The organism is Paenibacillus sp. IHBB 3054, assembly GCF_051594305.1.
In the GTDB taxonomy this organism is placed as follows: Bacteria; Bacillota; Bacilli; order Paenibacillales; family Paenibacillaceae; genus Paenibacillus_AQ.
The window spans coordinates 147,955-171,840 of the sequence record NZ_JBOFBG010000012.1 but is presented as its reverse complement, the minus strand read 5'-3'; the positions used below and the strand labels follow the sequence as shown (position 1 = coordinate 171,840).

Genomic DNA, 23,886 nt, shown 5'->3' with positions numbered 1-23,886 from the left:
TCCATGGCTGATTCTGCCGACGTCAATAACTCCTTGCAAGCCTCCACAGCTACATCATTACTCCATTTTTGAATGTCTCTTAGAAGACCTTTAATGTAACCATCCAACGCTGACTCAAGAGCATATTTTTCTTTAGCGGTGAATTTCATTTGTTCATTTCCTCCTTTAGAGGGGCCGTAGCCCCGTAATAGTCAATTAATCCACTGGAGCCATCATCAGGCAGGCAGATTCTCGTCAACAAATTCAGAGAGATTATCGACGAGCCGGAGTGCTTCCTCAGCTCTTGCAATCCAATTTTTCGCATACGGCTCTTTATCGATTGTTTCTTTAATCTGCAAATTCAGCAGTTTGGAAACAAATTCAATCGCTTCCTGGGCTTCCTCTTTTGAGTTAATCAAGCTTGAACGCATGGCCTTGCGAATTAATTCTTCCATAAGTATCCTCCAAAGTTAAAGCCCTCCGGCTGTTGGATATGGGGCTGTAGCCCTTAACACTGCTAGCTGGCTTGACCTTCGCCTTCCCCTAAGAGTTCTGAAGAGCTAGCCCTCACGCCTCACAGGGATCGCATCGGCCCATTCCCATGCTTCCGATTGTTCCGGATCTGGAGTCCGTTCGTAAATGTTATGGTAATCTGCTTCAGCCACAGCCTCCACACGGTACTCCATCCGTCTTCCAATCGGATCTTTACCTCTGAAGTAGAGATACTTCCTGTCGTCCGACACTACCTTCACAATCGCTGAGATGTGCAGCCAGTCCTGCAGGTATTCTGCAGCAGCTCTGCCAGTGATCACTGGCAATGAACTCATAGCCCCCATATATGTACTCCTTTCGTTGTTAGCAGATCCCAATTATTCTTTCACGAGTGTTTTCCCTTAAATCTTTGTAATAGCAGTTAATCAAATGACCTTTCATACAGCTGGGCAGCTTCCTCTATGGTCTTGAAATCAAATTCATAATACACGGCACGAACGACTTCTCTAATCTTTTCCTCAGCCCAGCCTTTGCGTGACAATGCTGCACGGATATATCCAAGGCACGCATTGTTGCTCCACTGTTCCATTACATAACCTCCTTTGGTTTACGGGGAGAGTCCCCTACTAATTTTGCTTACAGATTACTATTTAATGGTTGGTCTGTTATCCATCAGAAATATGTAGGGGTAATCTTCATCCACTACAGTAAACCCTGGATAACCACGTTCAAAATAACTACCAAGCTCTCGCTGAAAAGCTTCAGGATTAATTGATTTCAGCGCCCAAATCCTCTCTCCTACCATACTTTTCATCATTGGTTTAACGTTCACCAGGGATTTCATACTATTTCCTCATTTCATTACTAAACGCAAAATTGCGTTCAGCTATTTGGATACGTCAGCCGCATCTCTCTATCCACTACCTCATCAGAGTGGATAGAGAGACAAGGCCGAGGCCTGTACTCTTTAATCGCTTATGGTTACTCGTTCCATGACCAACCGAAAGATATCTGCAGGGAGATCATTAATGACACTTTGGAAACGATCAAACTCAATCTGGGCTTCCTGACGTTCGGAGTCTTCCGTCGATAGTTTCAGCAGATTTTCAAGCTGTATGTACCTATCAGCAAGCGCTTCTGCAAACTCTTGCTTATTTGTATCACTCATCTGAAAGTTCCTCATCAAGGAATAGTCATTATAGTCATTAGTGAAGAAATTCACCTTGGTTCACACTTTCTGATGTAAAATCATTGGATTCACATAGGTACATTCCCTGACAAGCCCTCTTTTTTTTAGTTCTAGTCCATGACCTTCCTCAAATAGCCGTTTCACCAATAGTGTGATGCATTTCTCATTGATACTTTGAAGCCGGGTTAACTGGTGTAAATACATAGTCTTGTCGTACACATCCGTGGAGCTCTTCAACTCGGTAATTTGTTCTCGTTTGATATGTAAGAGTTCGAGCTTTTTTAATTCAATTTCAAAATGTAAAGAAATGATCTCCTTTTCATTGGCAGGAACATCTGCGAATAGTGTGCGACGTCTCTGTTTGATTGCTTCGATTTGCTCTGACTTTTCCTCTAGGCGCTGTTGAATGGAAAGTAAATTCTTAAAATTCGCCATATTATCTCCCTCTTCAATAATTTGTTATCTATTGCATCAACAAAAATATTGTATAATTCCTGCAACTCTGGCATGTTTTGTGACCTTAACGAAAAAACCATAATCTGATATGATATATGAGCCTGAGTCAAAATTAATATTAATTACATAGCGGTTTTCTTCTTCATTTCATCTAGTTTTTTGTTCCCCAGATACTTAAGAGCATTGATAATGTTAGCTTTAAGTAATGGCCCTTCCGTTATTGTGACGGTATGTTCATTCTTCATGGCCATCACTATTCACCTCCGTTTTGTAAAGCGTTATTTTACAAGATCCTTAGCGACCCAAATATTCAATCACTATGTTTTCACTGGTGATATACCCGCACAATATATGTACATGTAAAATTTCTAGGATGCTATAACTTACTCAGATCGCCTTTTTATACATAAATTTTATTGTTTCTGTATTTATCCTTTGATCCTTGCCAGGACTTCAGGCGGGATTTTTTCTCGATAAGCTGCTGCTTTTAATTCAATTGCATCAAGGTCTAAAAACTTTGCTAAAACATCATTTATCTTGTCACTTGCAGGTGGTTTCTCACCCGATCTCAGTTTCGACAGATATGAACTGTCAATCTGTATGCCATATAATTCTGTAATTAAGTTACTTATTTGGCGGAGGCTTAAATTTTTTTCCTCCATTGCATTTTTTATTAGATCCCGGTAAATCATCAATCTGCTCACCCCAATCACATTTTAGTGATCGAGTCACTTTTAAGTCAACTCAATCGTTGACCTTATAGTAACTCTCGGTCACTAAAAAGTCAACGTTATTTGTGTACTTTTTCGTCTTCCCGTTGAATTTTAAGTCAACGTTCAATTATTATTGATACATAAGGAGATGTTGCGGATTGAAGTATCATGAATTACTTACAAAGTATATTGATGAGAGTGGGTTAAGCCTCGGGGAAATTGTCATTAGGGCAAAACATATCGGAGTAGAAATCACAAAATCTTATATAAGCAAACTAAAAAACGGTAATAAACCGCCTGCTTCCGAAGATATTACTCGTGCCTTAGCAAAAGTAACCAAAGGAGATGCTGAAGCTCTTCTGATGGCTCGTTATGTAGATAAAGCACCCTCAGAAATCAGACCCATACTTAAAAAAAATGCATCAGATAAAGCAGATGCATTAACGGGTTTTGGTGAAAATCAAAAATTCAGGGACAGTAATTCAGAAATCATCCTTGATAAGGAGACTCAAGAAACATTAAAAATGATCCTTATATCTGCAGATAAATGGGGATTATCTCCCAGCGATCCAAAGTTCAAAGAAATATTCCTTAAGGTTATGGAGACAATTGCTCTCGCAAGAGGAGAGGATAGCGAATAATTCATCTTTGAAATCTATGTATTCTTTTTCTTCTTGATCCTTATCCATTACTTTCACATCCATTCAATATCTTTAAACCAATTGGTAATATGTTCATGTTATCACAAGAACAAGTGTTCGTAAATGAACCAAATTACGAACAACAAAAAATTGATTCTAATCCAAAGGTCCATCTATCTGATTCAAAAGACGGATATTCAAAAGCAATAATATTGCTACGAATAACCCATACCATTATAGGTGTTCCAAAGAGCCAATTACTTTATTAATAAATGACCGATCAAATAAAAATGAAAGTAATTTCCTACTTTCAACAACTACACCATATAATTTATTCTTGTTTCATTGTCAATAGTAATTTGCATTTCGAATTATTTCCTAATTCAATTTAATCCCATATCTGACTAAATGTAAATTTTAATTCATCGGGATGAATTGTCCTTGTTCTCTTCCTTATTTCGACAGCATTTTACATAACACATTTGGTATAATGCAGCACAGCAAAAAAGCCGCCCTGAGAGGCGGCTAATTGACTATTACTGACTTATCTAAGTGTGCCATAAGATGCAGAACTTCATTGAGTCCACTTTTAGACATCGTGCTGAATTTTGAGGTCCGAGTTCTAACACCAGCAGGTTCAAAATAAGCCACTTTTAGCAATTTATTAATCTCGACAATATTACTTATGTTTATGCTATTGTTACGGTCAGCAAGCATAAAACAGTATCCTGATGCATTTAAAACTTTTGTCCAATACTTTAAAGTCCCAGTTGTATAATATATCGAATTTAGAGTATGTAGTATTATTACTCCTGCTCGGCTTTCTATAGCTAAGAAAAGAATGTCCTCTCCCTTCACCGCCGTTAAGCCTGAGTAGCCTTCTATATCTTTAGTAGCACTTATAAAGCCCATATTAAGCCTCCAAACTATTTAAGCAGTTCTTCGGGTACCTCCGGTTGATTAATATATACGATACTCGCGGATAATATCACTACCAGAGCAGCCAATGCAGATAGGGCAGAAGCCATTTTATAAACAGCTTTTAGTTGCAAATTTTTCATCATATGGATTTCACCCCCTTTGCGATCAATAAAGTAACGGACTGAGCAAGGAAACTCACCGCGATAGCCCCAGAGCCAATTAGTACATTTGTTAGAATCAACACTAAGGCTATTATCTTTAGCAACGGCCAGTGACGTTTGGCTATCCGAGTCTGTCGTTCAATTCCAATTGGTGCTAACCAAAAAACTAATAGTAAGCTTAGTCCATTCATTACTTGGACATATATGATGCTCAAATCCATGTATGACAAAAGCGTGAATAACAAAGTTGTAAATAATACACACAAGCTTCCAGACTTGAGATGGACGCCTCCAGTGACTTGTCTTAATAAGGCAAAGGAAATCAATATAAGACTCGCTTCCTTTGTATTACCAGTGAATAGAGACACTCCCAAAGTGAAACTAATAATTAATAAGACGTTTAAAACAACCGACAATGCAAACTTCAGAACTGCATGTGACGCTGGATGATTAGGCACAACGTTCTTTATACTTGTAGCCAATTTTTCGCCCATTACTTCAATCAATATCCCCTCGCTCCCTTCTTATAGCATAATACAGTAAGAATAACATCACCGTTGAAAAAAAAAGAATATTTACAAACAGTTCATTATAATAAAAAACAACAGAAACAAAAACTAAAAACATTGTAATTAATGTGATCATTAATATATCCTCAAAGCGGAATCTTAATCTTTCAAAGTCGAATTTAAATCCCCAACCAATTTTATATAGCCATATTGATAATAAGATCGTTATAAATCCACTGGAAAATTGAAGTAAATATCCCTTTGATAAATCATCTTGAGCTGCCTCAATAGACCCAATTAGCAACTTTGCAAGTCCTGTCTGAAGGAGAGCATAAATCACGTATCCCATCACAGTGACAACCACTGACCAAATAATAGGTATTTTTACTATCACGGTAAAAAAACACACGAAGATGAAGATAGTAATCAAAGGAACCAGATAGGCAAGCGAAAATTCACTTCTCATTACATAGCTCTGAAGATTTACTAGTAAGACTGTAAACATTGCCTCCCAGACATAATTACTAAACTTGTAGCGAAACAACGTCATTGTCAAACAATATACGGATATAGCTTCAATTGTAGAAAATAACATATATCCTAAAGGCTCCCACAACAATACCAACACCGCTTCCATAAATTTCATTAGATTAATTATATAACGCCTAATATCTAAGCGTATACTTCAGCTTAATATCTTTTATGAATTTTACTGACTTGTCCATTTCATCTATAAAACTAAGCTGCTTATTATAAGCCTCATGCTACTCTATAGTAATTAGAATTTCGTTTTCTATACAACGAGCTGCAAAGGTTGCGAGCTTCGTACCCTTGTTGGGCCGGTAGCTTTCGATGGCTTTGATTAATCCGATTGTGCCAATCGAGATCAGATCCTCCATATCCTCGCCGGTGTTATCGAACTTTTTCACTATGTGGGCAACTAAGCGCAAATTGTGTTCGATTAGCAAGTTACGAGCCTTAGCGTCGCCCTCAGCCATCATCCCTAAGTATTTGCTTTCATCCTGCTCCGAGAGCGGCTGGGGAAAAGCGTTGTTTCTTACGTACGATACCAGCAGCGTCAGTTCTTTGATCAGTAGCGCTATCGTGCTTATGATTCCTGGCAACTTGGCGACACCTCCCGCACATGTACAATGAAACCGATCAGCAATGAGAACTACGGGTTCATGGTCCTTTTATTGTATGTGGGTAGATGCCTAGAAGTGCCTGTACGGGAGAAATAGGTACGGGCTATTATAACAGGGGTTTTAGGTATACTCTTTCGTGTGATAAGATAAAAATATAAAGGAGCCGTGCGTCAACACGACTCCCGTGTACAATCCGCATTAAGAGCGGCGGCTTACGGAATGGGCCTGAGATAGACCGTTATCCTTGTCGGGGCGGTCTATTTCTTTTGCGGATGAAAGGATCAACACAATCCGCATCGCAAATGAAATCATTAGCGTCAGCGCTTGGTATACCTCTACTTGCCATGGTTGCAATCAGTTTTTGAGCATTTTTTTGCCGACAGTACATTCGATGAATCCCAACAATAATCCCAAGATCATAATGTACCAGTAATCACTGAATAAAGGTGATAATGTCACCAGAGTGAAAATAATTGTATATAAGCCGTATAAAAGAATAGACCCACTTAACAATTTGTAAAACCTATTTCTTTTTGTAATAAAAAATAAAGCAATAAAAAAGATTAAACACACTGATAGCACAATAGATGGGAAGTAGTAGAAAGAGGTTGTTAAAGAAGTGTTGAAACCGATTGATGGGGTTTCACTTGTTAAATTATAAAAATTTTTAAATCCATCTGTTACTATTAAGATTACTATGATGATCTGAACCGCTTTCCAATCCTGTTTCATATTAAACTCCTTTCGTTGAAACTCACACCATAACCCTTTTTATGTAATTATAGGTAAGATGAAGAAGGAATAAAGGTGGATTTCTCAGGATAGATTAGAAAGGCCAAAAAAAATGACCTCAAACCACAATCTGTTACAGATCGTAATTTAAGGTTTCATTCATTAAAAACTTATGATTTTCAATTTAATCTATATAATTTGAACTAAAGAACTGCCTAGAGGCTAAAGCAGCGGAGGGGAATTTTGGAACTGTAGGAGCGATAGCGACCGCCTTTGTCTCCGGATTTCAACCGCAATAGCGGTATAAATCAAGAAATCGGGAGACAACAGCGGCCGGAAGTCCAAACATTCACCGCAGTTGCGTTCTATGCCGGATCGGTAAATCTAAAGTTCAACTTATATAGCAAAGTTATAACCCCTAAGGATGGATCCATCTGACGTCGCTATCCTTGAGCTTCGGAATCCAACCGTTTGGAGGCGCTTGATCAGAAACGATAACATGCACCTCATGAAAGTCAACAATTTTGGCTAATGTTCGTTTAGCGATTTTCGACTCATCTGCAACTACAATCACTGTCTCTGAACAACGAATTAATTCCCTGGTCAGTACCGCTTGCTCGTAGTCATAGCTTGTAATCCCATACTCCAAGGAAACACCATCCACAGAAATAAAGGATTTATTAACATAGAAATCCTCCATGATTTTCTCAGCAATCGGACCGGATACCCGCAAATGTTTTACGTTGACTTCTCCGCCTATCAAAATAATCTTACCGTCGAAGGCCCCGCGTTTTTTATTTTCTATCAGTAACATCATCGCTGGTATAGAGTTGGTCAATATCGTTACATTATGCTTGCCCTCTAAAAAATGAATAATTTGCAGAGCCGTACTTCCTTCATCTATTATAATCACATCGTTGTGATCAATTAACTCCGCAGCAAGAAGCCCGATCTTGCTCTTGGCCTCAGCGTTTAATAATTCTCTTTCATAAAGCGGAGGCTCCATTCCCACCTTGAACTTAACCGCACCGCCATATATTTTTTTTAACTTATTTTCTTTTTCCAGCTCATCGAGATCTCTTCGTATCGTTTCCGTTGAAACTTCAAAGAGCAAAGAAAGCTCTCTGGCAATTACTTTGCCCTTCTCATTAAGCAGATTCATAATACTGATCTTTCTATCCTCCCCAGCAAGCGACAACTTGCTCCCTCCCTTAACATAGTTATAACAACGCTCTTTTTCCATTCACATCAACATTCCCCCATAATCTCACCAATTCTGGCTTGGATACGTTCTGGAATTTCATTATACAGCTCGTTCCATGTAGTATACAGATTATGCGGAATAGAGTAACGTACAAATTTCAAGGATGGTCTAAATTTAAGCCCTTGCACTCACAGAAACACATCCTTCTATTCAAAATTTATATTTCGTATTAGGTGATGACCTTGCCGGTTTGTTCATCGAAAATATGAATAGCCTCAGAGTCTAGTGTAAGATAAACACGTTCATTATACGACACATTCAGATCAGAAGGGCTTAATATACGAATAAAATTCGTCGTGTTTTCATTATCGCCCAACATGACCTTGATCAATTTCTCCCGCCCAAGCTGTTCGACCAGCACGACCTTCGCCGGAATACTATTCTCCAGCTGTACTTTGGAAATCTGAAGATGATGAGGCCTTGCCCCTAGGGCTACCTTGGTTCCTTTAAATTCAGCGTTCAATTTTTTAGTCGATAAAAGCTTATAGTCAAAACCATCTCCACGTAATATACGTTCATTTCCGTTGCGGAGCAAATCACATTTCAGGATGTTCATTGGCGGATTCCCCATAAAGTGTGCGACAAACAAATTAACAGGCTTCATAAATAACTCGTCCGGTGTACCGTACTGCTGAATTTTCCCATTTTGCAGGATCGCGATTTTATCAGCCACCGCCATCGCTTCTTCCTGATCATGGGTCACAATAATTGTTGTGATTCCCAGTTTCAGCTGCAGGCGCCGGATTTCGTCGCGGACATCAACCTTTAAGCGGGCATCCAGATTTGACATAGGTTCATCCAGCAGCAGGAACAAGGGGTCTTTAGCAAGTGCCCGGGCCATCGCTACCCGCTGTTGCTGTCCGCCTGAGAGCTGGCTTGGCATCCTTTCTGTCAATTGATCAATTTGCAGCATTGCAGCAATCTCTTGGGCTTTTTGATAACGTTCTTTTTTCTTCACTTTCCGTTGCTTTAATGGAAATGCAATATTATCAAGGACAGACATATGCGGATAGAGCGCGTAACTTTGAAATACCATCCCGATATCTCTATCCTTAGGTTCCACATGATTTACGATCTTCCCGTCAAAATATACCTTTCCGCTCGTAGGCTGCAGAAGTCCGGCCAGGATCATTAACGTGGTTGATTTACCGCAGCCGGATGGCCCTAGAAGTGCGACAAATTCCCCCCGCTTAATATCCAAGCTGACATTCTCCAGCGCTGTTGAATCGCCAAATTTCTTCGATATTCCCTCTAGTTTTATCATACGCCTTTGGAACCTCCTATGGTCACCTTCATCATCGTCCGTTGGGTGAATAGATAAAATATGCCGATTGGAATGGTATAGAAGAGTCCAATAGCTGTAATTAGCCCAATATTCGTAACCTTATCATCATCTGTAAAAATGAGTTTGGCCAGGTAACCGGCAAGCGTCAATTTGGTGTTATCGAAAATAAACAGCTTGATTAGCAGCCATTCCCCGTAAGCCCCCATAAAAGCATAGATGGCGATCGCTGAAATGCCCGACAGCATATTCGGCAGAATAATCTGATAAAGACATTTGAAACGGCTGCACCCGTCAATCATGCCGGAGAATTCCAAGTCCCAGGAGACTTCATCAAAAAACCCCTTCAGAATATACACATGCCAAGGAATCATTCCTGCTGCCGACAGCACAACAACTGCAAATACGGTGTTGAGCAGCCCTAAGTACATCATTATAAAAAAGCTTGTAATCAATAATGTAATCCCGGGAAAGGACCCCATAATAAACAGAAATTTCAAAGCAAATCCTTTGCCAACAAAATTCAACCTGGAAAAGGCATACGCTGCTGGAACAGCGACCAGAAGGTCAATCACCGTGATGAGCAGCCCAAACACAACCGTATTCATCACAATCGGCCAAATCATCGGAAAACTTATCCCTTCAAGAACAAAAGATCTCCTTAAAAACTGCCAATTCTCCCAAGACAATCTCCCTGAATTATAGTTGTATACCGACGATACAAATAACCAAATGATCATAAAAATGATAGGCAGCATTAACAGGACCATGAAGAAATGAATCATATTCCGTTTGCTGAATTTCCATAAGCTCACAGGGTTTCACCACTCTTATCTAGTATGGTTAGTCTTCTATCCGGGGAGGACGAATCAGTTTATTGAAATCAAATATCCGAAATAACAGCAGGGTTAGCAGAAGTGAAATAATGACCACTATGACCGATATAGCAGCGCCATATCCATATTCCAACCGATTAAAGGCCTGCTGATAACCATAGAGAGCCAACGTTGTGGTATCAAACACGGGGCCGCCTCCCGTAGCAAGCAAAATAAAATTATAGCTTGCAAACAATCCGATCGTCGAAGTCACCGTAACGTACATAATCGGCCATTTTAATGCAGGAAGTATGATGTCCTTAATAATTGAACGGTCTTTGGCTCCATCCACCCTTGCTGCTTTATATATATCTTCGGGAATTGAATTGATCGAAGCCGAGAACAGAATCATGCCACCCGAGGCACCTGAGATGACTCCGGCAACAATAATAATTAATAGTCCTGCTTCATTGAACCAGGATACCGGTTGTTCCAGACCAAAGTACATGATGACTTTATTCGCAAATCCTCCTGGTGTCGGGTTGAATATATATTTCCAGAATACAACATAGACTAAGCCAGGCATGGTGCTCGGAATGAGCCATATGACACGATAAAGGGCACCTATTCTTTTATTTTTCACCAGATACTGTGTGCAAATCGCCAAGAGCAAGCTGAAAGCGACGGTAAGGATTAAGGAGAAAAATACATAAATCAGGGTTATCTTAATGATTGGCATTAAATTAATGTCTGCAAGGATTTGCCGGAAATTCCCCAGCCCGATGAAATCCGCCTTCATCTTACGATCTAGATTTGTTGTGGACATCCATATAGTCGCAAATGCAGGAATGACAAAGAATAATAAAGTTAAGATCGCAAACGGCGCCAAAAACAGATAGGGGTAAGATTTTTTCTTCAATCTGGCTAAATTCATTGGCCCCTTCCTCTCTCATATGTACGGCTTGCCATAGGAGGACTTTACAATCCTGCACTATGCAAGCCGTTGTTTCTTCTATTATCGAAAGTGTTGCTGCCGGCTATCTGAAAATGACTTGGTCCTGATCCACATTTTGCTTATAGTTTTCTTCGAATAACTTATAGGCTTCTTCTGCCGACGCACCATTAACCATGATTGCTTCAAGACCTTTAATTTGCTGCTTCAAATAATCAGGGTAGGCAAGATGCGGCGGACGTACCTTGGTATAATCCAGCATGTACGCTACGTCATGTAAAAATCTCAAATCACTAAACCGCGGATCTTCTTGTCCCGATTTTGTTACCGGCAGTTTGCCTGATGCTATGGTGTGGTCCATTTGTAAATTTGGAGCCATTGCCAATTCAATGATTCGTTGAACATAAGGCATTTTCTGCTCATCTACCTTGGAGCTGACATAATACAGACGCGGATTGGCCAGTGAACCCGGCTCCCCGCCCTTACTTCCAGCCGGAATTAGAGTAAAGGTACTGTTTGCATAAAACCAATCCTCAAATTCCTTATCTGTTTTCCCATAAGCTTCTTTCATACTATTGTATGATCCGGTCCCTCCAATGAAAAACATGACATCTCCGTTGACATAATATCCGAAGCCCACATCTTCCAATGCGGCAAAGTCCTTCGTAATGGCACCACTCTTAATTCCATTCTCCCAAAAACTATAAGTATCTGTAATGCCCTTTTTATCGAAAATCACTTTACTTTGTTCCTGATCGTAAGGCTCAAAGCCCATCATTTGGTTGTTGATGTCCTGAACACTGATGTTGTCGAGCCCATCACTTACCAAGCCGTACTTCGTCACCTTTTTCTCAACAGCTTCAGTAGCAATGTTCAGCATATCATCCATCGTCCAATCACCTTTAAGCACCCGATCCGGTAGCCCTTCAATATCCGCATCAGACCAACCCAGTGTTTTTAAAGCTGTTTTGTTTATATACAGAGGGGAAGCGTCCATATCCTGAATTGCACCATATACATGCCCTTGGTATTCCATGATATCCCATAGATTTTGAGGAAGAGTTTTGAATACCTCCGACTCCTTCAGCCAATCAATAGGTTGAATAAGTCCAGCATCCAGTTCCCAGCCAATATCCAGGCTTGAATTCATAGAAATATCGCGGTATTGGCCGGCTTGGGCTTGTAGAACAAGTTCATCATCACCAACAGCCGGCAAAATGTCGGCAACTACTTCTACATTTTTGCCTTGTGCCGTCAACTCTTCATTTAAGGCTTTAAAAGCAGCTGCATAGTTTGACATCCGGGCACCGTAATCGTCCTCACCTACACTAATTTTAATAATTTCTTTCGTCTTGGCATCCTTCGGTGCATTAGATTTATTCTGAACATCTGCCGCAGAAGCTGTTTCTTTCCCCGTATTATTCTTCGCACTACATGCTCCCAATACGACGGTCAATCCTAGCAATACTACAAATAGCATGGATAATTTGGTCCGCATCTCCATTTCCCCTCATCCCATTTTTTATAATCTAGTACAATATTAGTATAAGATTAGAGTGTAATAAGAGGATTAATTCCACGTTAAATATATGTTTTCATGTTGTTTTATTATGTTTTCATGTTGTTTGACGTGTAAACACTTGCGATATCGCCGTTTCAATACAATGGAGGGCATGCTGCAGCTGCTCTTGAGTTGTAATTAAGGGCGGCACCAAGGTTAACACATTGCCATTAGAAACCTTAAAGCTCAGTCCCATCTCCATACAGCGGTACATGACCTTTTCCGCCCCTTCTACCGCCTCTTTCTTTGTTTGGCGATCGGTAACCAGCTCAATCGCAGCGAGCATTCCAATCACTCGGACATCCCCAATAACTTCATGTCTATTCATCATGGCCATCAGCTCCCGCTCCAGATAAACTCCCATTCGCTGCGCATGTTCGAGCAATCCATGCTGCTCAATATATTCGATTGTCGCCAGAGCAGCGGCACAACCTACTGAGCTCTTCTCATGGGTATAATGCCCGAGGGAAATATCATGAGCTACATCCAAGCCTTCACGTGCAATGATGCCCGCCATTGGAAATAATCCGCCCCCAAGTCCTTTGCCAATAACCACAATATCCGGAACAATATCGTAATGCTCGTGAACGAACATTTTGCCGGTTCTCCCGAGGGCTGTTGGAATTTCATCCAGCACAAGCAGAACACCGGATTGATCGCATATTTGACGTAATCTTTGGAAGTACGCTTTCGGCGGAATCTGCACATCTGTGCTGCGTACCGGCTCCATGATGACTGCCCCGACATCTGCCTCCCGCTTCAACATGTATTCCAGATAATCAAGGGTTTTCGAGCCGTCAGGATCGGAATCCCCATAGAAGCTGCGATAGGAATTATAAGGCATCATATGCTCTGTTCCCGGCAGCAAGGGTCCCATATAGTTTCGGAATACACCTTCTCCTCCTATAGAAATCGCATCTAGGCTTGCCCCGTGGAAAGAGTCCCAAGTAGAAATTGTCTTGAAGTTTCCCGTCGCTTTACGAACAAGCTTCATCGCGATTCCGATGGCACTTGTACCCCCAGGTGTGAATAGAACCTTATTCAGATCACCAGGTGCCAGCTCTACGAGCTTGCGTGCTAATTGAACGGCAACCGGACTCGTATAACGCCGTGGCAGAAAAGGCAGCTCGTCCAATTGCTTCTTGACCGCATCGATAACATAACTGTTCTTATGCCCAACCTGATGTACGCTGTTACCGTGAAAATCCATATATTTGCGGCCATCCAGATCTTCTAAATAGATGCCTTCGGCATTTGTAATTACGTTCAAACAAGGCGTTGACATCGATTGATGCAGAAAGTAGCGGCTGTCTTCTTCTAGAACTTCTCTAGTGTGGCGGCTTAAATTCGTTTCTTGCCATTGCTCGCGTTCTGTCGATAGATTAATGTCTCCTTCACTTCTCTGATAAGCCTTAATATCCATGAGGTCTGTCCCCTCCCATCAAACGGCTGTTAATCGTTTCAATGTGACCAGGCAGCTGAGACATATCCTCAATAACATCATGCGCTCCATACTCGATAAACTGCTGCTTGGCCGCTTCAACTAGAAGCTTCAAAGCAGCCGGCTCCATCTCATTCACTTCTTCCTGCGTCAAACCTAATATGGAGCTGCCTTTAACGATGCCAACCGCCCATACTCCGGCATTCCTTGCCTCTTGCATGTCTGATTTCGTATCCCCAACTTTTACAATTTGAGAAGGCATACCCATATCCAGATGAATCATGTTCGCGTAGATCATATAAGGATACGGACGCCCTCTGCCATGGACAGAATCAGGAGTCAGCCAGTAATCCGGTGCGTAACCGTTCATCTCTGCCCTGCTTGCGACAATTTGCATCATGGTGTCGTTATATCCTGTCGTCCCGCCAATTCGTAACCCTGACTCTCTAAGCTGCTGCACAGTATCGACAACATACTCAATAGGTTCGGCAAATCGATGTAAGATTTCAAGCAGCTTCGGTTCAAAAGCATCATGCAACTGATCCACATCGCTGTCGGTGAATGAACGCCCCATCTTTTCTTCAAATTGGCTGCGAATCCGCGGCATTTCCAGCATCATCTTGATATGATCCCATTTTAGGCAACCCATTGGAGCTCTGACTTCTTCCATCGTCGGTTCGATCCCAATCATCCGGAAGATATCGAAGAACACATGCACGGGAGCCATACATCCATAATCGACCGTCGTTCCGGCCCAGTCCAATATTAGTCCTTGTACTTTCATAAACGAATCGCTCTCCATTCATTCCCCATTGTTTGTCGCATAGGACAATATTGCCGCACACAAACCCACCATATCTTCTAGATGCACATCGCCAATTGAACCGATTCGGAAGACTTGTACGTCGCTTAATTTACCCGGATAGATTACATACCCTCGCTCTTTCAGAAAGAGATACATAGACTCAAAGCTGAAATGCTCAAACTCCGGATACCTGAACGTAGTGATAATCGGTGACTGCAGCGCTTCGGGAAGGTATGTTTTAAATCCTGCACTTTCCATTAAATGAACTAGTGTTTGTTGATTCTCAAGATATCTGACATAACGCCGCTCGACTCCGCCTTCTGCCTCTAATTCAAGCAAGGCCTGAGAGAAGGCCCGTACCACATGCGTCGGAGAGGTGAACCGCCACTTCCCCTCTTCCTGCTCCATCACTTGCCATTGATCATACAGATCTAATGATAATGACCTTGCATTGTGCTTACACTTTGCCAATTCATCCTTGTTACAGAGAACAAAGCTGAAGCCAGGTACGCCTTGAATACATTTATTCGAGCTGCTGACTAAGTAATCAATGCCCCACTTCTCAACTTCTACCGGTATCCCTCCAAAGCTGCTCATGGCATCGACAATAGCTATTTTCCCGTGCCTCTTAATCGCCTCTACCAGCTGTTCGAGCGGATTAAGAATACCTGTCGTTGTCTCACAATGTACGAAGGCAACATGAGTTATCGCTGGATCTTGCTTCATCACGATATTCACTTGCTCTACATCAATAATTTGGTTCGGGGCGAATTCTAAAGTTCGGTAACCGATTCCGAGTATCCCTGCAATTTGTTCGATCCGTTTGCCATACGCTCCATTAGCCAGAATAAGGAGTTTGCCATCCTGGGGGATAACCGTTCCAATCGTTGCTTCGATTCCGAAGGTTCCACTTCCTTGCATTAACACTGACGTATAACGGGTTTCCGATGCTCTGCCTACATGAAGCAACTTGCTCCGAATCAACTGAACGATATGTTTATAACTGTCATCCCAGGTACACCAGTCCTTTAGCATCACTGCTTTGACGGAAGGTGTTGTGGATAACGGTCCCGGTGTTAATAATAAATAGTGGTCTCCCATCGTAGTACCTCCTACATATTTCGAACAAGATTTTTTGCCCATTTATTTGATCTGTATCTGAAATAGCCAAAACCTGCCTTCGCAACTTCCTCGAAAACAAACAGCATGTACACGATCTCGACGGGCAGGTGAAAGACATACACCCCAACAAACACTAACGGAAGAGCAATCAGCCATGTCGTGACTAATACCAGCTTCATTGTGTACAGATTATCGCCGCCTGCTCTGAACATGCCGACAATCCACAGGTTATTTAAGAAGAACATGATCATCACTACAGCTTGAATGACCATCACATGCCGGAAGGAGGTTCGCACCTCAATGCTAATGTTGGGGAATAGATGTACAATGTACGGATTTAGCAGCAGTATAAGAGCTCCAACGACTACACCCGAATAGAGGGCAATCCGCGTGAATTTACGGGCATAGATAAGGTATTCACCCGATTCGACTTGACTTAACTTCTCGCCAATCATGACTCTGGCTGCGTAGGCAAATCCGAAAATTCCCATCATGAAATATCGGTTAAATGTGAGCGCTAATTGGTAAGTTGCTAGAGCTGCCACTCCTAAATGACCAAAGGCTACCGCATATAACATATTGCCAACCGACCACATCCCTTCATGGAACAAGAGCGGCAGTGTGGTTATGTATATTTTTCGGGCGAAATCCCAGCGGATAGAAAGAATTTCTTTCAGCGTGACATTGAAATAATATTTGTTCCAATAGACGTAACCTAGTAGAATAACCGCGCTGAGCATAGAGGATATTAAGGTTGACCAGGCTGCTCCAACAATACCGTACACAGGAAAACCAAGCTTCCCGTAAATAAGCGCATAGTCCAGTAAAATATTGACGAGCATAGCCATAACCCCAACAATCAGAGTCAGCTTCACCTTACCTATCGAACCCAATGCGTTGCTAAATGCATCTTTAATAGAATTAATTAAGAAAACGAACACGATCACAGATAAATATTGAATACCATATGCGATTGCCGATTCATCCTGGATAAAAAGTGAGATTAACAGCGCTTTAAACATAGAAACTAGAATAAATACAATCAATGAAAGGAGGATGCTTGAGATCAGCATAAGACCAAATGCTTTTTTAACATTTACAAAGTCTTTTACTCCATAAAATTGTGTAATGTAAGCTGAAATACCATAAATCGCTGCAAGAAGCATTCCAAGAATAAAGCTGATTTGACCCACAGCAGCCGTTATGGCAATCGCCGTATCCCCTAATCCTCCGACCATTAATGTATTGATCAAAGAAAATGAATTCCCGAGTAGCATTTGAAGTACGGAGGGGATGACTAACCTCTTCATGTCTTTACGAAATTGCATATCAGAACCGTTCATCTCTGCCCCTATTGCAGTTCATCCGGAAAAATTGGATTTGACCATGCAATATTCCCTTCAAAATCAATGCATTCCACGCGAATATACTGCTCTGTACCCTCTATCTTGAACTCGCCGCTGGTAATGGGAGAAGCATCTTTGTTATATAACGCACGCCCATTATTGGGATGTGTAATAAACTTAATGAATTTTACCGGTGAGCATTTGATTTGCAAGAAGCCATTCTCTACCCGCAGATCCAGAATTTCCGGCCCCTGTGAAGAGTAGAACTGTCCGCTCTTTAGCGCCGTGATCAACGTTTGCTGCTCCAGCTTATCCGCATCGACCGAAATCCATCCACCGAAAAATTCCGAGATTACCTCATCTATTCGTCCTCCATGAGCATCATCGGCAGCCACGCCGAACACTTTACGCCCGTTCTTCAATAAATAATCCCAATGGTGAACGCCGTACCCGACAGCTTCGTCGATTTCGGCCTGGTGATTATAGATTTCTACCGCAAAATAGTTCTCTAGTTTCAGCAAATCCTCAACGCGGTTTCTGGACCATTCCGGATGATTCATAATAATTAAATTCCCTTTATGCCTCATCTCTTCAATCAGGGCCTGGATCGTATCCAAGCTTTTATATTCCGGCTTCGCATGTTCTTCGTCGTGCTCGAATCCGTATTCTGAGCCTAGCGATTTATCGAAAAGCCCGTGTATATGGTATTGCTGGCCCGTTTCTTTCCTGCTCATTTCACATGCCATTTCATAACCATCCAGCATGATAAATTTGTCGTCGTCATAGCTATCGGATTTGAAATAAATTTCATGATCGCTTAAACACATGAAGTCATAACCCTTATTCTTATAAGCTTCGATTACAACCTCAGGAGCATATTGCCCATCACTGCGAGTTGAATGGGTATGGAGATTCCCTTTAAATTTGCGCTTACTCTCGTCTAAATAGATTTTTGACTTCATAGCTATTCTCCTCCCTGCAGCAAATCGGATACAAATACAGGGTTGGACCATGCCACCTTCCCTGCGAAGTCAATACATTCCACGCGAATATATTGCATATCCTTATCGACCTCCATGGACGCTTGAGTCAATGGCTCACCGCTCTCAAAATCCCCTAAAAAAGCTCCTCTTTGGGGAAATGATTTAAACATAATAAATTTACAGGGAGAGCACTCGATCGTGAGTTTGCCGTCCATCACCCGCAGATCGTAAATTTCCGGACCGCTGCTGGAATAAAATTCACCTTGCTTCAAGCTTTTCACAAGGTCCACTGGGTTCAGCGCTGCCGATTGTACCTGTACCCAGCCCCCTCCGTACTCATGGATTCTCCAATTCGGATCATGTTCATGAGAATCATCCGCAGCAATACCGAATACTCGTTTGCCATTCTGCAACGCATGATCCCAATAAGCTGCGCCATAAGAGCTTGCGGTCGACCACTCCGTAGCATGGTTGTAAATCTCTATTGCGAAAAATCCATCATATTTAACCATGTCTTCAAATCGAGTCAAGTGCCATTCCGGATGGTTGAAGATAACCAAATTCCCGTGCGCCCGCATTTCGTCAATAAGCAGTTGGGGCGAGTGGTCCCCAACCCATGGAATCGGCACCGGGAACTGCTCTAAATGTTTGAATCTTTCCAGCTCTGAATCTGCGGTAGGATCATTTAACACACCAAAATGGTAGCCTGGATTTTTATCTGCAACCTGGTTTAATCCCCCTCTTTCCATCCCTGGGAGAGTGACGAAGTCAACCGTATTGAATTCTTCCGTTCTGGCATAAATATCGTGGTCGGTAATCGAAATGAAATGATAGCCCTTGGCTTTAAAAGCTTCTACTACTTGTACTGCAGGTAAACTGCCATCCGACCAAGTGGTATGAAGATGCAGGTTGCCTTTATATTTAGTCTTTTCCCGGTCTAAATAAACTCTATTAATCATAACTTGCCCTCCTAATAATTTACGTTGTTTTCATGTGTTTTCACTTTGTTTTCTGTTGTTATTTTGATCATACAACCTGGAGTAAGAGCCTTTCAAGCCATTCGCTTATAATTAACAGTGGGCTAACAAAATTCATCATCCGTTAATAAAATTGCGGCTTACGGACATAAAAATAGAAACGGAAGAGTTCTTTTATGGACGTCTCCCGTTTCTCAGAGCAATAAATATTATATTTTCAATCATACTCTGCTTTTGTTAGTCCAATATTATGCGTAATCATAAATACAGCAAGCAGCAATACCTTTGTACAAACTAAAGAAACCTAAAAGGTTGCTAGACCTTTTAGGTTTCCATGTTATTCTTTATTAGCAACAGGAGTCAGGGTTCAGCTTCTTAAACACCTCAAAGCTCCGGGTAGCACATTCAGAAATCGGGATGGGATGGAAACCATTGATTTCTGCATACAGGATATCATTTAATGGTGCAGTCCATGAGCTAGGGATTGCCTCTGCTCCCAACATAGCTCCCATAATAGAGCCAATTGTGGCCCCGTTGCAATCTGTATCCCAGCCACCCAGAACCGCTGTGGTAATGGCTTTTTCGAAGTCCCCTTGACCGAAGATCAGTGAAGCCGCCACCAAAGCCGCATTGTTGTTGGTATGAACCGGATTATAGTGTTTGAAGGCTTCCCATATCCGGTCAACCAACTCCACTTGATCCTTCGTGCTACGTGCAATCGCAACAGCCTCCCTAACATCCTTCGCCAATCTGCTGGCAGCAGGAATCTCGCTTAAGCCGATTTCGACGATCCGCTCAGGATCGCGTTCCGAGAATGCAGCAGCAATCATGGCTGCTACAAACATTTCTCCATATATGCCGTTCTTTACATGAGAGAAAGAAGCATCACGCCAAGCCAGTTCAGCCGCTAGCTCCGGTTTCCCGGCTGCACCATAAGCTAATCCGTCTGCCCGAATCTGGGCGCCGATCCATTCGCGATAAGGATTCAGATAGGTACGGACCCAATCCTTCTGCTGTTCCCAGTCTGAATTCCGGGCATTCCCTTCATTTTTCAATAAATTGTTAAGATGTGAAGTTACCTGCGCAAAGTTTAAATACGCCTGCGTCTCAGCTGTACATACCTGAGAATAAGACAAAACTCTATGCCATAACAGACCCACATCCCAAGAATCCCACTCCAGCCCTTTTTCTTCCAGCATAATGAGGCCAAGGACCGTATACCGGATATCATCGTCGCTCTCCATGTAGCGGATGTTTTCACACAGGCTCTTAGGGGAGACATTAGCAATGTTCAGGCCAACTTCCTTTTGTGCACGGGATTGGGCAGGTACGTAAGTCGTTATCGGCCATGCGTCTGCACCTTGGAACCAAAGTTGAACATTCTTCCAGCCTGGATTGCCGAAGCTGCCGGCCATATATTCCCACTGCTCAAGGGGTTTGCCAAGTGCACAACCAACACTCCGTCCAAGCCATGCTCCATAAAATTTGTCCCGCCAGACTGACTCGGAATGTTGCGGATGAAGCACTCTCGGCCCTTCTGGACGCTTTTTACGGATTTCTTCCAATTCAGATGGCTCGACAAACGGGAAATCCGGTCTAATCGGAAGCCTCATCAATTGTTCATATATTGCCATCAATTGCTCACGATCATTGCCTGCCGCCTCTATCTTTTCAATAAAGCCCTCTGTATTGCAGCCCTCATCTCTGCGCTGAATAACCTCTTCTTTCACCAAGCGCTGTAAACTATCCCATCCTGCCATGATCCGCACCCCAAACTTTGTATTTTATATTCATTATAGAACCCGTTTGGAGGAGAGGCTTCTCAATAACTATAGGGAAATTCTCAAATATTGCGAAATGTTTGATATTGCTGCCGGTATTCAATAGGAGAAAGCCCAATGATTGACCCAAATAAACGGTAGAACGTCGATACGCTTTGAAACCCACTCGAGAAGCATACTTCCGTGACATCCAGGCTGCTATTCACGAGTAAACGCTTCGCCTCGTTCAATCGGACCTGCAGGAGGCAATCCTTGAAATGGCGCCCGGTTGCTTCTAGAAATACATGGCTTGCACGTGAGGGGCTGACTCCCAGATATTTAGCAACCTCCTGAAGGGTTAAAGCTTCCGTGTAATGTTCCTTAATGTAATCCATCAGTTTCCGGTACTCCCTGATCGTACGTGTCAGCTTCTGCCAATCCTTCTGTTGCAGTGGGATCGAGCGATTCCGAAGCAGGAGGGTACATATATGCAGCAGGGTTGCTTTTACCATGCTGGAGTAACCCTCCTGTTTATCGACAAGCTCGGATCGGACCCGTTCGATGAGTTGTCTTAATTCAATGGCTAGGGGTTCGCTGTGTGGAATCCGGTTCTGATAGAGTCCGTTAGAATAACAGAAAGGAATCAGGAGCCTCTCGTCCTCTGTAAGCAACAACCCTGGATCGAAATTCAGAAAGATATATGTACTTGGGTCCTCTTCATCTGACCAGGCAATATGCAGCTCCGAATGGTTAACTATGAATACATCCCCAACCTGAACAGGGTACGTGTTTTCTCCGAAATGAAACCATCCCTTTCCCGAAATACAACAGCCGATCTCTAGACTGGAATGGTAATGCAGGGGCTGCATGAATGTGTTCGGTGACCAAACAAAAGCATTAACGGGTATTTCATGCTCATACTGTATGTTTAATTGCTCTCCTTCGCTCATGCATTCACCCTCCTATCGTCCAATAATCATAGAGTAGCATAAGCGGTGTAAATAGGGATATAACGCGAAGAAGAAGTCTATTCTATATAGATTGAACTTAAAAACTTGAGATAAAGGAAAGGAGCAACGGAGGGGGATTTTGGAACTGGAGGAGCGGTAGTGTCCGCCTTTGTCTTCGGATTTCTACCGCTATTTGCGGTTAAAATCAAGAAATTCTTACGACAACAGCGGCCGGAAGTCCAAATATTCACCGTAATTGCGACTGATCTTGTACTCTAAAACCTTAAGTTCAATCTATATAGCTCTGCTTGCATCTGCTGAAGGATTTTCTCCACACAACCTTCCAAACCATCCCTAAATGTATCGACCTCCAGGTCATACACCTCTTCCTTATGGACAAACTCCAGCTGCTCTTTGGCTTGCCCGATTCTGCGGTCTCCTCTTTCCTTTTCCCTGCGCTCAAGCTCATCTAGCGGGCAAAACACGCCCACAGACATCACCGGATATCCGGACAGGCTTTTTTGCCAGTCCTCTCTTGTAAAGGCGTCATTGATCACATGGTCCACGATAAGATTAACCCCGGTATCCGCGAACATCGCGATCGTCCGGTGGAAATAATACTCTGTTGCAACAGGAATTAGCCGATTATTGTCCCGGTCCTCCATCTGTTCGATGACAAGGTCGAAACTATCTAGACTATAATGGAAGTAATCCGGCAGTTTGTTTAATAATGCCTTGGCTACCGTTGTCTTGCCGGAGCTTGAAACTCCATTTAATAAAATGATATTCCCCTTTTTCATGCTTAACTCCTCCGGTAATTAATTGCTTTTCTTAGCGATAATATGTGTAAATATGGCTATATCCCTGTATGGACTGTGATTGCCGATTTCAAGCTCCAGCCGCTTGGTCTGGTTATGCCATTCTTCAGTCTGTTTAAGCTCATTGTCAGCGATATATCCGTACAGATTATGTATTCCAAAATGACCTTCAATCTCATAACCCGCTACGTTGAGCCATTCCACTAACTGAGAGTAAGGATATACTGTGATATCCGTTTGAATAATTCCGCTATACTCCCGGCTGCTGCCTATACTTGCAAGCGCATCTTCAGGATCTTTATTGAGAATTGCCTTTTTCATTACCTTCGCCACCGGATTATGAGCGATCAGTGACAAGTAGCCATTTGTGGCTTGGCAGTTGCTGATCTGCTGGATAAAAGGCTGTGGATCCTCCGTATATTCAAGAATGTTATGGCAAAAGATCCAATCGTATTTCCCCAAACTCCCGGATGCCTCTTCAAAAGAATTCTCCAAATAAGACACTTCCGGTCCAGCCTTTTTGGCGAGCTCGATCATCTCATGGGCAGGCTCTACCGCAGTTACCCGATGCCCTTTCCTGCTGTACTCATTACTGGAAATACCGAAGCCGCAGCCGATGTCCAATATAGCTTGTGCTTGCTCACCTAAGAACCGGTCTATTTGATCCCAAGCCGTCTGATAAAATAATCGGCCCCAAGGCATTTGCGTATAATGCCAATAGGAATCCAATGCCGCTGCAAAAGCACCCGCTTTACTCATCATTTATCCCTCTTTTCAACTTAGATAATGTTAGTATAAAGAATCATTCATACAATATAAGGGATAAATGTAACGAAAAGCTGGATTAAAGTGACTTTTATCCAATCCAATTC

Annotated in this window: 29 protein-coding genes and 1 pseudogene; 1 reads left to right on the top strand and 29 read right to left on the bottom strand. The window is 42.3% G+C overall.

Annotated elements, in window-relative coordinates; translation table 11 throughout:
* Nucleotides 1-215: 215 nt before the first annotated feature.
* The 8 genes from ACQ76X_RS16015 to ACQ76X_RS15980 form a co-directional block, all read right to left on the bottom strand.
* Complete coding sequence (locus ACQ76X_RS16015; protein ID WP_341377927.1) at nt 216-434, bottom strand: hypothetical protein; 219 nt, start codon at nt 432-434, stop codon at nt 216-218.
* Nucleotides 435-539: 105 nt separating this feature from the next.
* Nucleotides 540-815 carry a hypothetical protein gene (locus ACQ76X_RS16010; RefSeq protein ID WP_342436768.1) on the bottom strand — a complete coding sequence of 92 codons (276 nt, stop codon included), beginning with the start codon at nt 813-815 and terminating at the stop codon, nt 540-542.
* 77 nt (nt 816-892) lie between these two features.
* A complete protein-coding gene (locus tag ACQ76X_RS16005) occupies nt 893-1,060 on the bottom strand; it encodes a hypothetical protein (RefSeq protein WP_342436769.1) in 168 nt (55 codons plus the stop codon).
* A gap of 57 nt (nt 1,061-1,117) precedes the next feature.
* Complete coding sequence (locus ACQ76X_RS16000; protein WP_342436770.1) at nt 1,118-1,315, bottom strand: hypothetical protein; 198 nt, start codon at nt 1,313-1,315, stop codon at nt 1,118-1,120.
* 123 nt (nt 1,316-1,438) lie between these two features.
* Nucleotides 1,439-1,639: a hypothetical protein gene (locus ACQ76X_RS15995; RefSeq protein ID WP_342436771.1), complete on the bottom strand. Its 201-nt coding sequence runs from the start codon at nt 1,637-1,639 to the stop codon at nt 1,439-1,441.
* Between the two features lie 60 nt (nt 1,640-1,699).
* Nucleotides 1,700-2,095, bottom strand: coding sequence for a hypothetical protein (locus tag ACQ76X_RS15990; RefSeq protein WP_342436772.1), 396 nt, complete (start codon nt 2,093-2,095; stop codon nt 1,700-1,702).
* A 143-nt stretch (nt 2,096-2,238) separates the two neighbouring features.
* The gene (locus tag ACQ76X_RS15985) at nt 2,239-2,367 is read right to left on the bottom strand and encodes a hypothetical protein (RefSeq protein ID WP_438494983.1); all 129 of its coding nucleotides are present in this window, start codon (nt 2,365-2,367) and stop codon (nt 2,239-2,241) included.
* Between the two features lie 177 nt (nt 2,368-2,544).
* Complete coding sequence (locus ACQ76X_RS15980) at nt 2,545-2,808, bottom strand: XRE family transcriptional regulator (RefSeq protein WP_438494982.1); 264 nt, start codon at nt 2,806-2,808, stop codon at nt 2,545-2,547.
* Between the two features lie 179 nt (nt 2,809-2,987).
* Here ACQ76X_RS15980 and ACQ76X_RS15975 point away from each other — a divergent pair, with 179 nt between their 5' ends.
* A complete protein-coding gene (locus ACQ76X_RS15975; protein WP_438494981.1) occupies nt 2,988-3,470 on the top strand; it encodes a hypothetical protein in 483 nt (160 codons plus the stop codon).
* Nucleotides 3,471-3,995: 525 nt separating this feature from the next.
* Here the strand turns inward: ACQ76X_RS15975 and ACQ76X_RS15970 are convergent.
* The 21 genes and pseudogenes from ACQ76X_RS15970 to ACQ76X_RS15870 all read right to left on the bottom strand — a co-directional run bounded on the left by ACQ76X_RS15970 (nt 3,996) and on the right by ACQ76X_RS15870 (nt 23,776).
* Nucleotides 3,996-4,382, bottom strand: a complete 387-nt coding sequence (locus ACQ76X_RS15970; RefSeq protein ID WP_438494980.1) for a LytTR family transcriptional regulator DNA-binding domain-containing protein — start codon at nt 4,380-4,382, stop codon at nt 3,996-3,998.
* A 14-nt stretch (nt 4,383-4,396) separates the two neighbouring features.
* Nucleotides 4,397-4,534, bottom strand: a complete 138-nt coding sequence (locus ACQ76X_RS15965) for an AgrD family cyclic lactone autoinducer peptide (protein WP_438494979.1) — start codon at nt 4,532-4,534, stop codon at nt 4,397-4,399.
* Nucleotides 4,531-5,058, bottom strand: a complete 528-nt coding sequence (locus ACQ76X_RS15960) for an accessory gene regulator B family protein (RefSeq protein WP_438494978.1) — start codon at nt 5,056-5,058, stop codon at nt 4,531-4,533. Before ACQ76X_RS15960 ends, ACQ76X_RS15965 begins: the two co-directional genes overlap by 4 nt.
* On the bottom strand, nt 5,051-5,566 hold the full coding sequence (locus ACQ76X_RS15955) for a hypothetical protein (protein WP_438494977.1): 516 nt from the start codon (nt 5,564-5,566) through the stop codon (nt 5,051-5,053). Before ACQ76X_RS15955 ends, ACQ76X_RS15960 begins: the two co-directional genes overlap by 8 nt.
* Before the next feature lie 271 nt (nt 5,567-5,837).
* Nucleotides 5,838-6,185: pseudogene (locus ACQ76X_RS15950) on the bottom strand (sigma-70 family RNA polymerase sigma factor); the annotation flags it as partial.
* 219 nt (nt 6,186-6,404) lie between these two features.
* Nucleotides 6,405-6,560 carry a putative holin-like toxin gene (locus ACQ76X_RS15945; RefSeq protein WP_438494976.1) on the bottom strand — a complete coding sequence of 52 codons (156 nt, stop codon included), beginning with the start codon at nt 6,558-6,560 and terminating at the stop codon, nt 6,405-6,407.
* A gap of 796 nt (nt 6,561-7,356) precedes the next feature.
* On the bottom strand, nt 7,357-8,181 hold the full coding sequence (locus ACQ76X_RS15940; RefSeq protein WP_438494975.1) for a DeoR/GlpR family DNA-binding transcription regulator: 825 nt from the start codon (nt 8,179-8,181) through the stop codon (nt 7,357-7,359).
* Between the two features lie 190 nt (nt 8,182-8,371).
* Nucleotides 8,372-9,466 (bottom strand): ABC transporter ATP-binding protein, encoded by a 1,095-nt coding sequence (locus ACQ76X_RS15935; RefSeq protein ID WP_438494974.1) that lies wholly within the window; start codon nt 9,464-9,466, stop codon nt 8,372-8,374.
* A complete protein-coding gene (locus ACQ76X_RS15930; protein WP_156130827.1) occupies nt 9,463-10,110 on the bottom strand; it encodes a carbohydrate ABC transporter permease in 648 nt (215 codons plus the stop codon). The genes ACQ76X_RS15935 and ACQ76X_RS15930 overlap by 4 nt, the downstream gene beginning before the upstream one ends.
* 217 nt (nt 10,111-10,327) lie before the next feature.
* Nucleotides 10,328-11,218: a carbohydrate ABC transporter permease gene (locus ACQ76X_RS15925; protein ID WP_438494973.1), complete on the bottom strand. Its 891-nt coding sequence runs from the start codon at nt 11,216-11,218 to the stop codon at nt 10,328-10,330.
* Between the two features lie 118 nt (nt 11,219-11,336).
* The gene (locus ACQ76X_RS15920; protein ID WP_438494972.1) at nt 11,337-12,749 is read right to left on the bottom strand and encodes a hypothetical protein; all 1,413 of its coding nucleotides are present in this window, start codon (nt 12,747-12,749) and stop codon (nt 11,337-11,339) included.
* A 118-nt stretch (nt 12,750-12,867) separates the two neighbouring features.
* Nucleotides 12,868-14,235 (bottom strand): aspartate aminotransferase family protein, encoded by a 1,368-nt coding sequence (locus ACQ76X_RS15915; protein ID WP_438494971.1) that lies wholly within the window; start codon nt 14,233-14,235, stop codon nt 12,868-12,870.
* Nucleotides 14,225-15,037 carry a phosphonoacetaldehyde hydrolase gene (phnX, locus tag ACQ76X_RS15910; protein ID WP_438494970.1) on the bottom strand — a complete coding sequence of 271 codons (813 nt, stop codon included), beginning with the start codon at nt 15,035-15,037 and terminating at the stop codon, nt 14,225-14,227. The genes ACQ76X_RS15915 and phnX overlap by 11 nt, the downstream gene beginning before the upstream one ends.
* Nucleotides 15,038-15,055: 18 nt before the next feature.
* Complete coding sequence (gene phnW / locus ACQ76X_RS15905; protein ID WP_438494969.1) at nt 15,056-16,159, bottom strand: 2-aminoethylphosphonate--pyruvate transaminase; 1,104 nt, start codon at nt 16,157-16,159, stop codon at nt 15,056-15,058.
* An 11-nt stretch (nt 16,160-16,170) separates the two neighbouring features.
* Complete coding sequence (locus ACQ76X_RS15900; RefSeq protein WP_438494968.1) at nt 16,171-17,523, bottom strand: MATE family efflux transporter; 1,353 nt, start codon at nt 17,521-17,523, stop codon at nt 16,171-16,173.
* Nucleotides 17,524-17,531: 8 nt separating this feature from the next.
* The gene (locus ACQ76X_RS15895; RefSeq protein ID WP_438494967.1) at nt 17,532-18,488 is read right to left on the bottom strand and encodes a PHP domain-containing protein; all 957 of its coding nucleotides are present in this window, start codon (nt 18,486-18,488) and stop codon (nt 17,532-17,534) included.
* A gap of 2 nt (nt 18,489-18,490) precedes the next feature.
* Nucleotides 18,491-19,468, bottom strand: coding sequence for a PHP domain-containing protein (locus ACQ76X_RS15890; protein ID WP_438494966.1), 978 nt, complete (start codon nt 19,466-19,468; stop codon nt 18,491-18,493).
* Between the two features lie 365 nt (nt 19,469-19,833).
* Nucleotides 19,834-21,246 carry an ADP-ribosylglycohydrolase family protein gene (locus tag ACQ76X_RS15885; RefSeq protein WP_438494965.1) on the bottom strand — a complete coding sequence of 471 codons (1,413 nt, stop codon included), beginning with the start codon at nt 21,244-21,246 and terminating at the stop codon, nt 19,834-19,836.
* 83 nt (nt 21,247-21,329) lie between these two features.
* The gene (locus ACQ76X_RS15880) at nt 21,330-22,196 is read right to left on the bottom strand and encodes a helix-turn-helix domain-containing protein (RefSeq protein WP_438494964.1); all 867 of its coding nucleotides are present in this window, start codon (nt 22,194-22,196) and stop codon (nt 21,330-21,332) included.
* Between the two features lie 275 nt (nt 22,197-22,471).
* Nucleotides 22,472-22,996: a chloramphenicol phosphotransferase CPT family protein gene (locus tag ACQ76X_RS15875; RefSeq protein ID WP_438494963.1), complete on the bottom strand. Its 525-nt coding sequence runs from the start codon at nt 22,994-22,996 to the stop codon at nt 22,472-22,474.
* 18 nt (nt 22,997-23,014) lie between these two features.
* The gene (locus ACQ76X_RS15870) at nt 23,015-23,776 is read right to left on the bottom strand and encodes a class I SAM-dependent methyltransferase (RefSeq protein WP_438494962.1); all 762 of its coding nucleotides are present in this window, start codon (nt 23,774-23,776) and stop codon (nt 23,015-23,017) included.
* Nucleotides 23,777-23,886 lie beyond the last annotated feature (110 nt).

What these genes read in the sequence shown, in the direction of transcription:
- ACQ76X_RS16015 (WP_341377927.1), bottom strand. Translation starts at nt 434, where the DNA reads ATGGAAGAATTAATTCGCAAGGCCATGCGTTCAAGCTTGATTAACTCA.
- ACQ76X_RS16010 (WP_342436768.1), bottom strand. Translation starts at nt 815, where the DNA reads ATGGGGGCTATGAGTTCATTGCCAGTGATCACTGGCAGAGCTGCTGCA.
- ACQ76X_RS16005 (WP_342436769.1), bottom strand. Translation starts at nt 1,060, where the DNA reads ATGGAACAGTGGAGCAACAATGCGTGCCTTGGATATATCCGTGCAGCA.
- ACQ76X_RS16000 (WP_342436770.1), bottom strand. Translation starts at nt 1,315, where the DNA reads ATGAAATCCCTGGTGAACGTTAAACCAATGATGAAAAGTATGGTAGGA.
- ACQ76X_RS15995 (WP_342436771.1), bottom strand. Translation starts at nt 1,639, where the DNA reads ATGAGTGATACAAATAAGCAAGAGTTTGCAGAAGCGCTTGCTGATAGG.
- ACQ76X_RS15990 (WP_342436772.1), bottom strand. Translation starts at nt 2,095, where the DNA reads ATGGCGAATTTTAAGAATTTACTTTCCATTCAACAGCGCCTAGAGGAA.
- ACQ76X_RS15985 (WP_438494983.1), bottom strand. Translation starts at nt 2,367, where the DNA reads ATGGCCATGAAGAATGAACATACCGTCACAATAACGGAAGGGCCATTA.
- ACQ76X_RS15980 (WP_438494982.1), bottom strand. Translation starts at nt 2,808, where the DNA reads ATGATTTACCGGGATCTAATAAAAAATGCAATGGAGGAAAAAAATTTA.
- ACQ76X_RS15970 (WP_438494980.1), bottom strand. Translation starts at nt 4,382, where the DNA reads ATGGGCTTTATAAGTGCTACTAAAGATATAGAAGGCTACTCAGGCTTA.
- ACQ76X_RS15965 (WP_438494979.1), bottom strand. Translation starts at nt 4,534, where the DNA reads ATGATGAAAAATTTGCAACTAAAAGCTGTTTATAAAATGGCTTCTGCC.
- ACQ76X_RS15955 (WP_438494977.1), bottom strand. Translation starts at nt 5,566, where the DNA reads ATGTTTACAGTCTTACTAGTAAATCTTCAGAGCTATGTAATGAGAAGT.
- ACQ76X_RS15940 (WP_438494975.1), bottom strand. Translation starts at nt 8,181, where the DNA reads ATGGAAAAAGAGCGTTGTTATAACTATGTTAAGGGAGGGAGCAAGTTG.
- ACQ76X_RS15935 (WP_438494974.1), bottom strand. Translation starts at nt 9,466, where the DNA reads ATGATAAAACTAGAGGGAATATCGAAGAAATTTGGCGATTCAACAGCG.
- ACQ76X_RS15930 (WP_156130827.1), bottom strand. Translation starts at nt 10,110, where the DNA reads ATGATTTGGCCGATTGTGATGAATACGGTTGTGTTTGGGCTGCTCATC.
- ACQ76X_RS15920 (WP_438494972.1), bottom strand. Translation starts at nt 12,749, where the DNA reads ATGCGGACCAAATTATCCATGCTATTTGTAGTATTGCTAGGATTGACC.
- ACQ76X_RS15915 (WP_438494971.1), bottom strand. Translation starts at nt 14,235, where the DNA reads ATGGATATTAAGGCTTATCAGAGAAGTGAAGGAGACATTAATCTATCG.
- phnX (WP_438494970.1), bottom strand. Translation starts at nt 15,037, where the DNA reads ATGAAAGTACAAGGACTAATATTGGACTGGGCCGGAACGACGGTCGAT.
- phnW (WP_438494969.1), bottom strand. Translation starts at nt 16,159, where the DNA reads ATGGGAGACCACTATTTATTATTAACACCGGGACCGTTATCCACAACA.
- ACQ76X_RS15900 (WP_438494968.1), bottom strand. Translation starts at nt 17,523, where the DNA reads ATGAACGGTTCTGATATGCAATTTCGTAAAGACATGAAGAGGTTAGTC.
- ACQ76X_RS15895 (WP_438494967.1), bottom strand. Translation starts at nt 18,488, where the DNA reads ATGAAGTCAAAAATCTATTTAGACGAGAGTAAGCGCAAATTTAAAGGG.
- ACQ76X_RS15890 (WP_438494966.1), bottom strand. Translation starts at nt 19,468, where the DNA reads ATGATTAATAGAGTTTATTTAGACCGGGAAAAGACTAAATATAAAGGC.
- ACQ76X_RS15885 (WP_438494965.1), bottom strand. Translation starts at nt 21,246, where the DNA reads ATGGCAGGATGGGATAGTTTACAGCGCTTGGTGAAAGAAGAGGTTATT.
- ACQ76X_RS15880 (WP_438494964.1), bottom strand. Translation starts at nt 22,196, where the DNA reads ATGAGCGAAGGAGAGCAATTAAACATACAGTATGAGCATGAAATACCC.
- ACQ76X_RS15875 (WP_438494963.1), bottom strand. Translation starts at nt 22,996, where the DNA reads ATGAAAAAGGGGAATATCATTTTATTAAATGGAGTTTCAAGCTCCGGC.
- ACQ76X_RS15870 (WP_438494962.1), bottom strand. Translation starts at nt 23,776, where the DNA reads ATGATGAGTAAAGCGGGTGCTTTTGCAGCGGCATTGGATTCCTATTGG.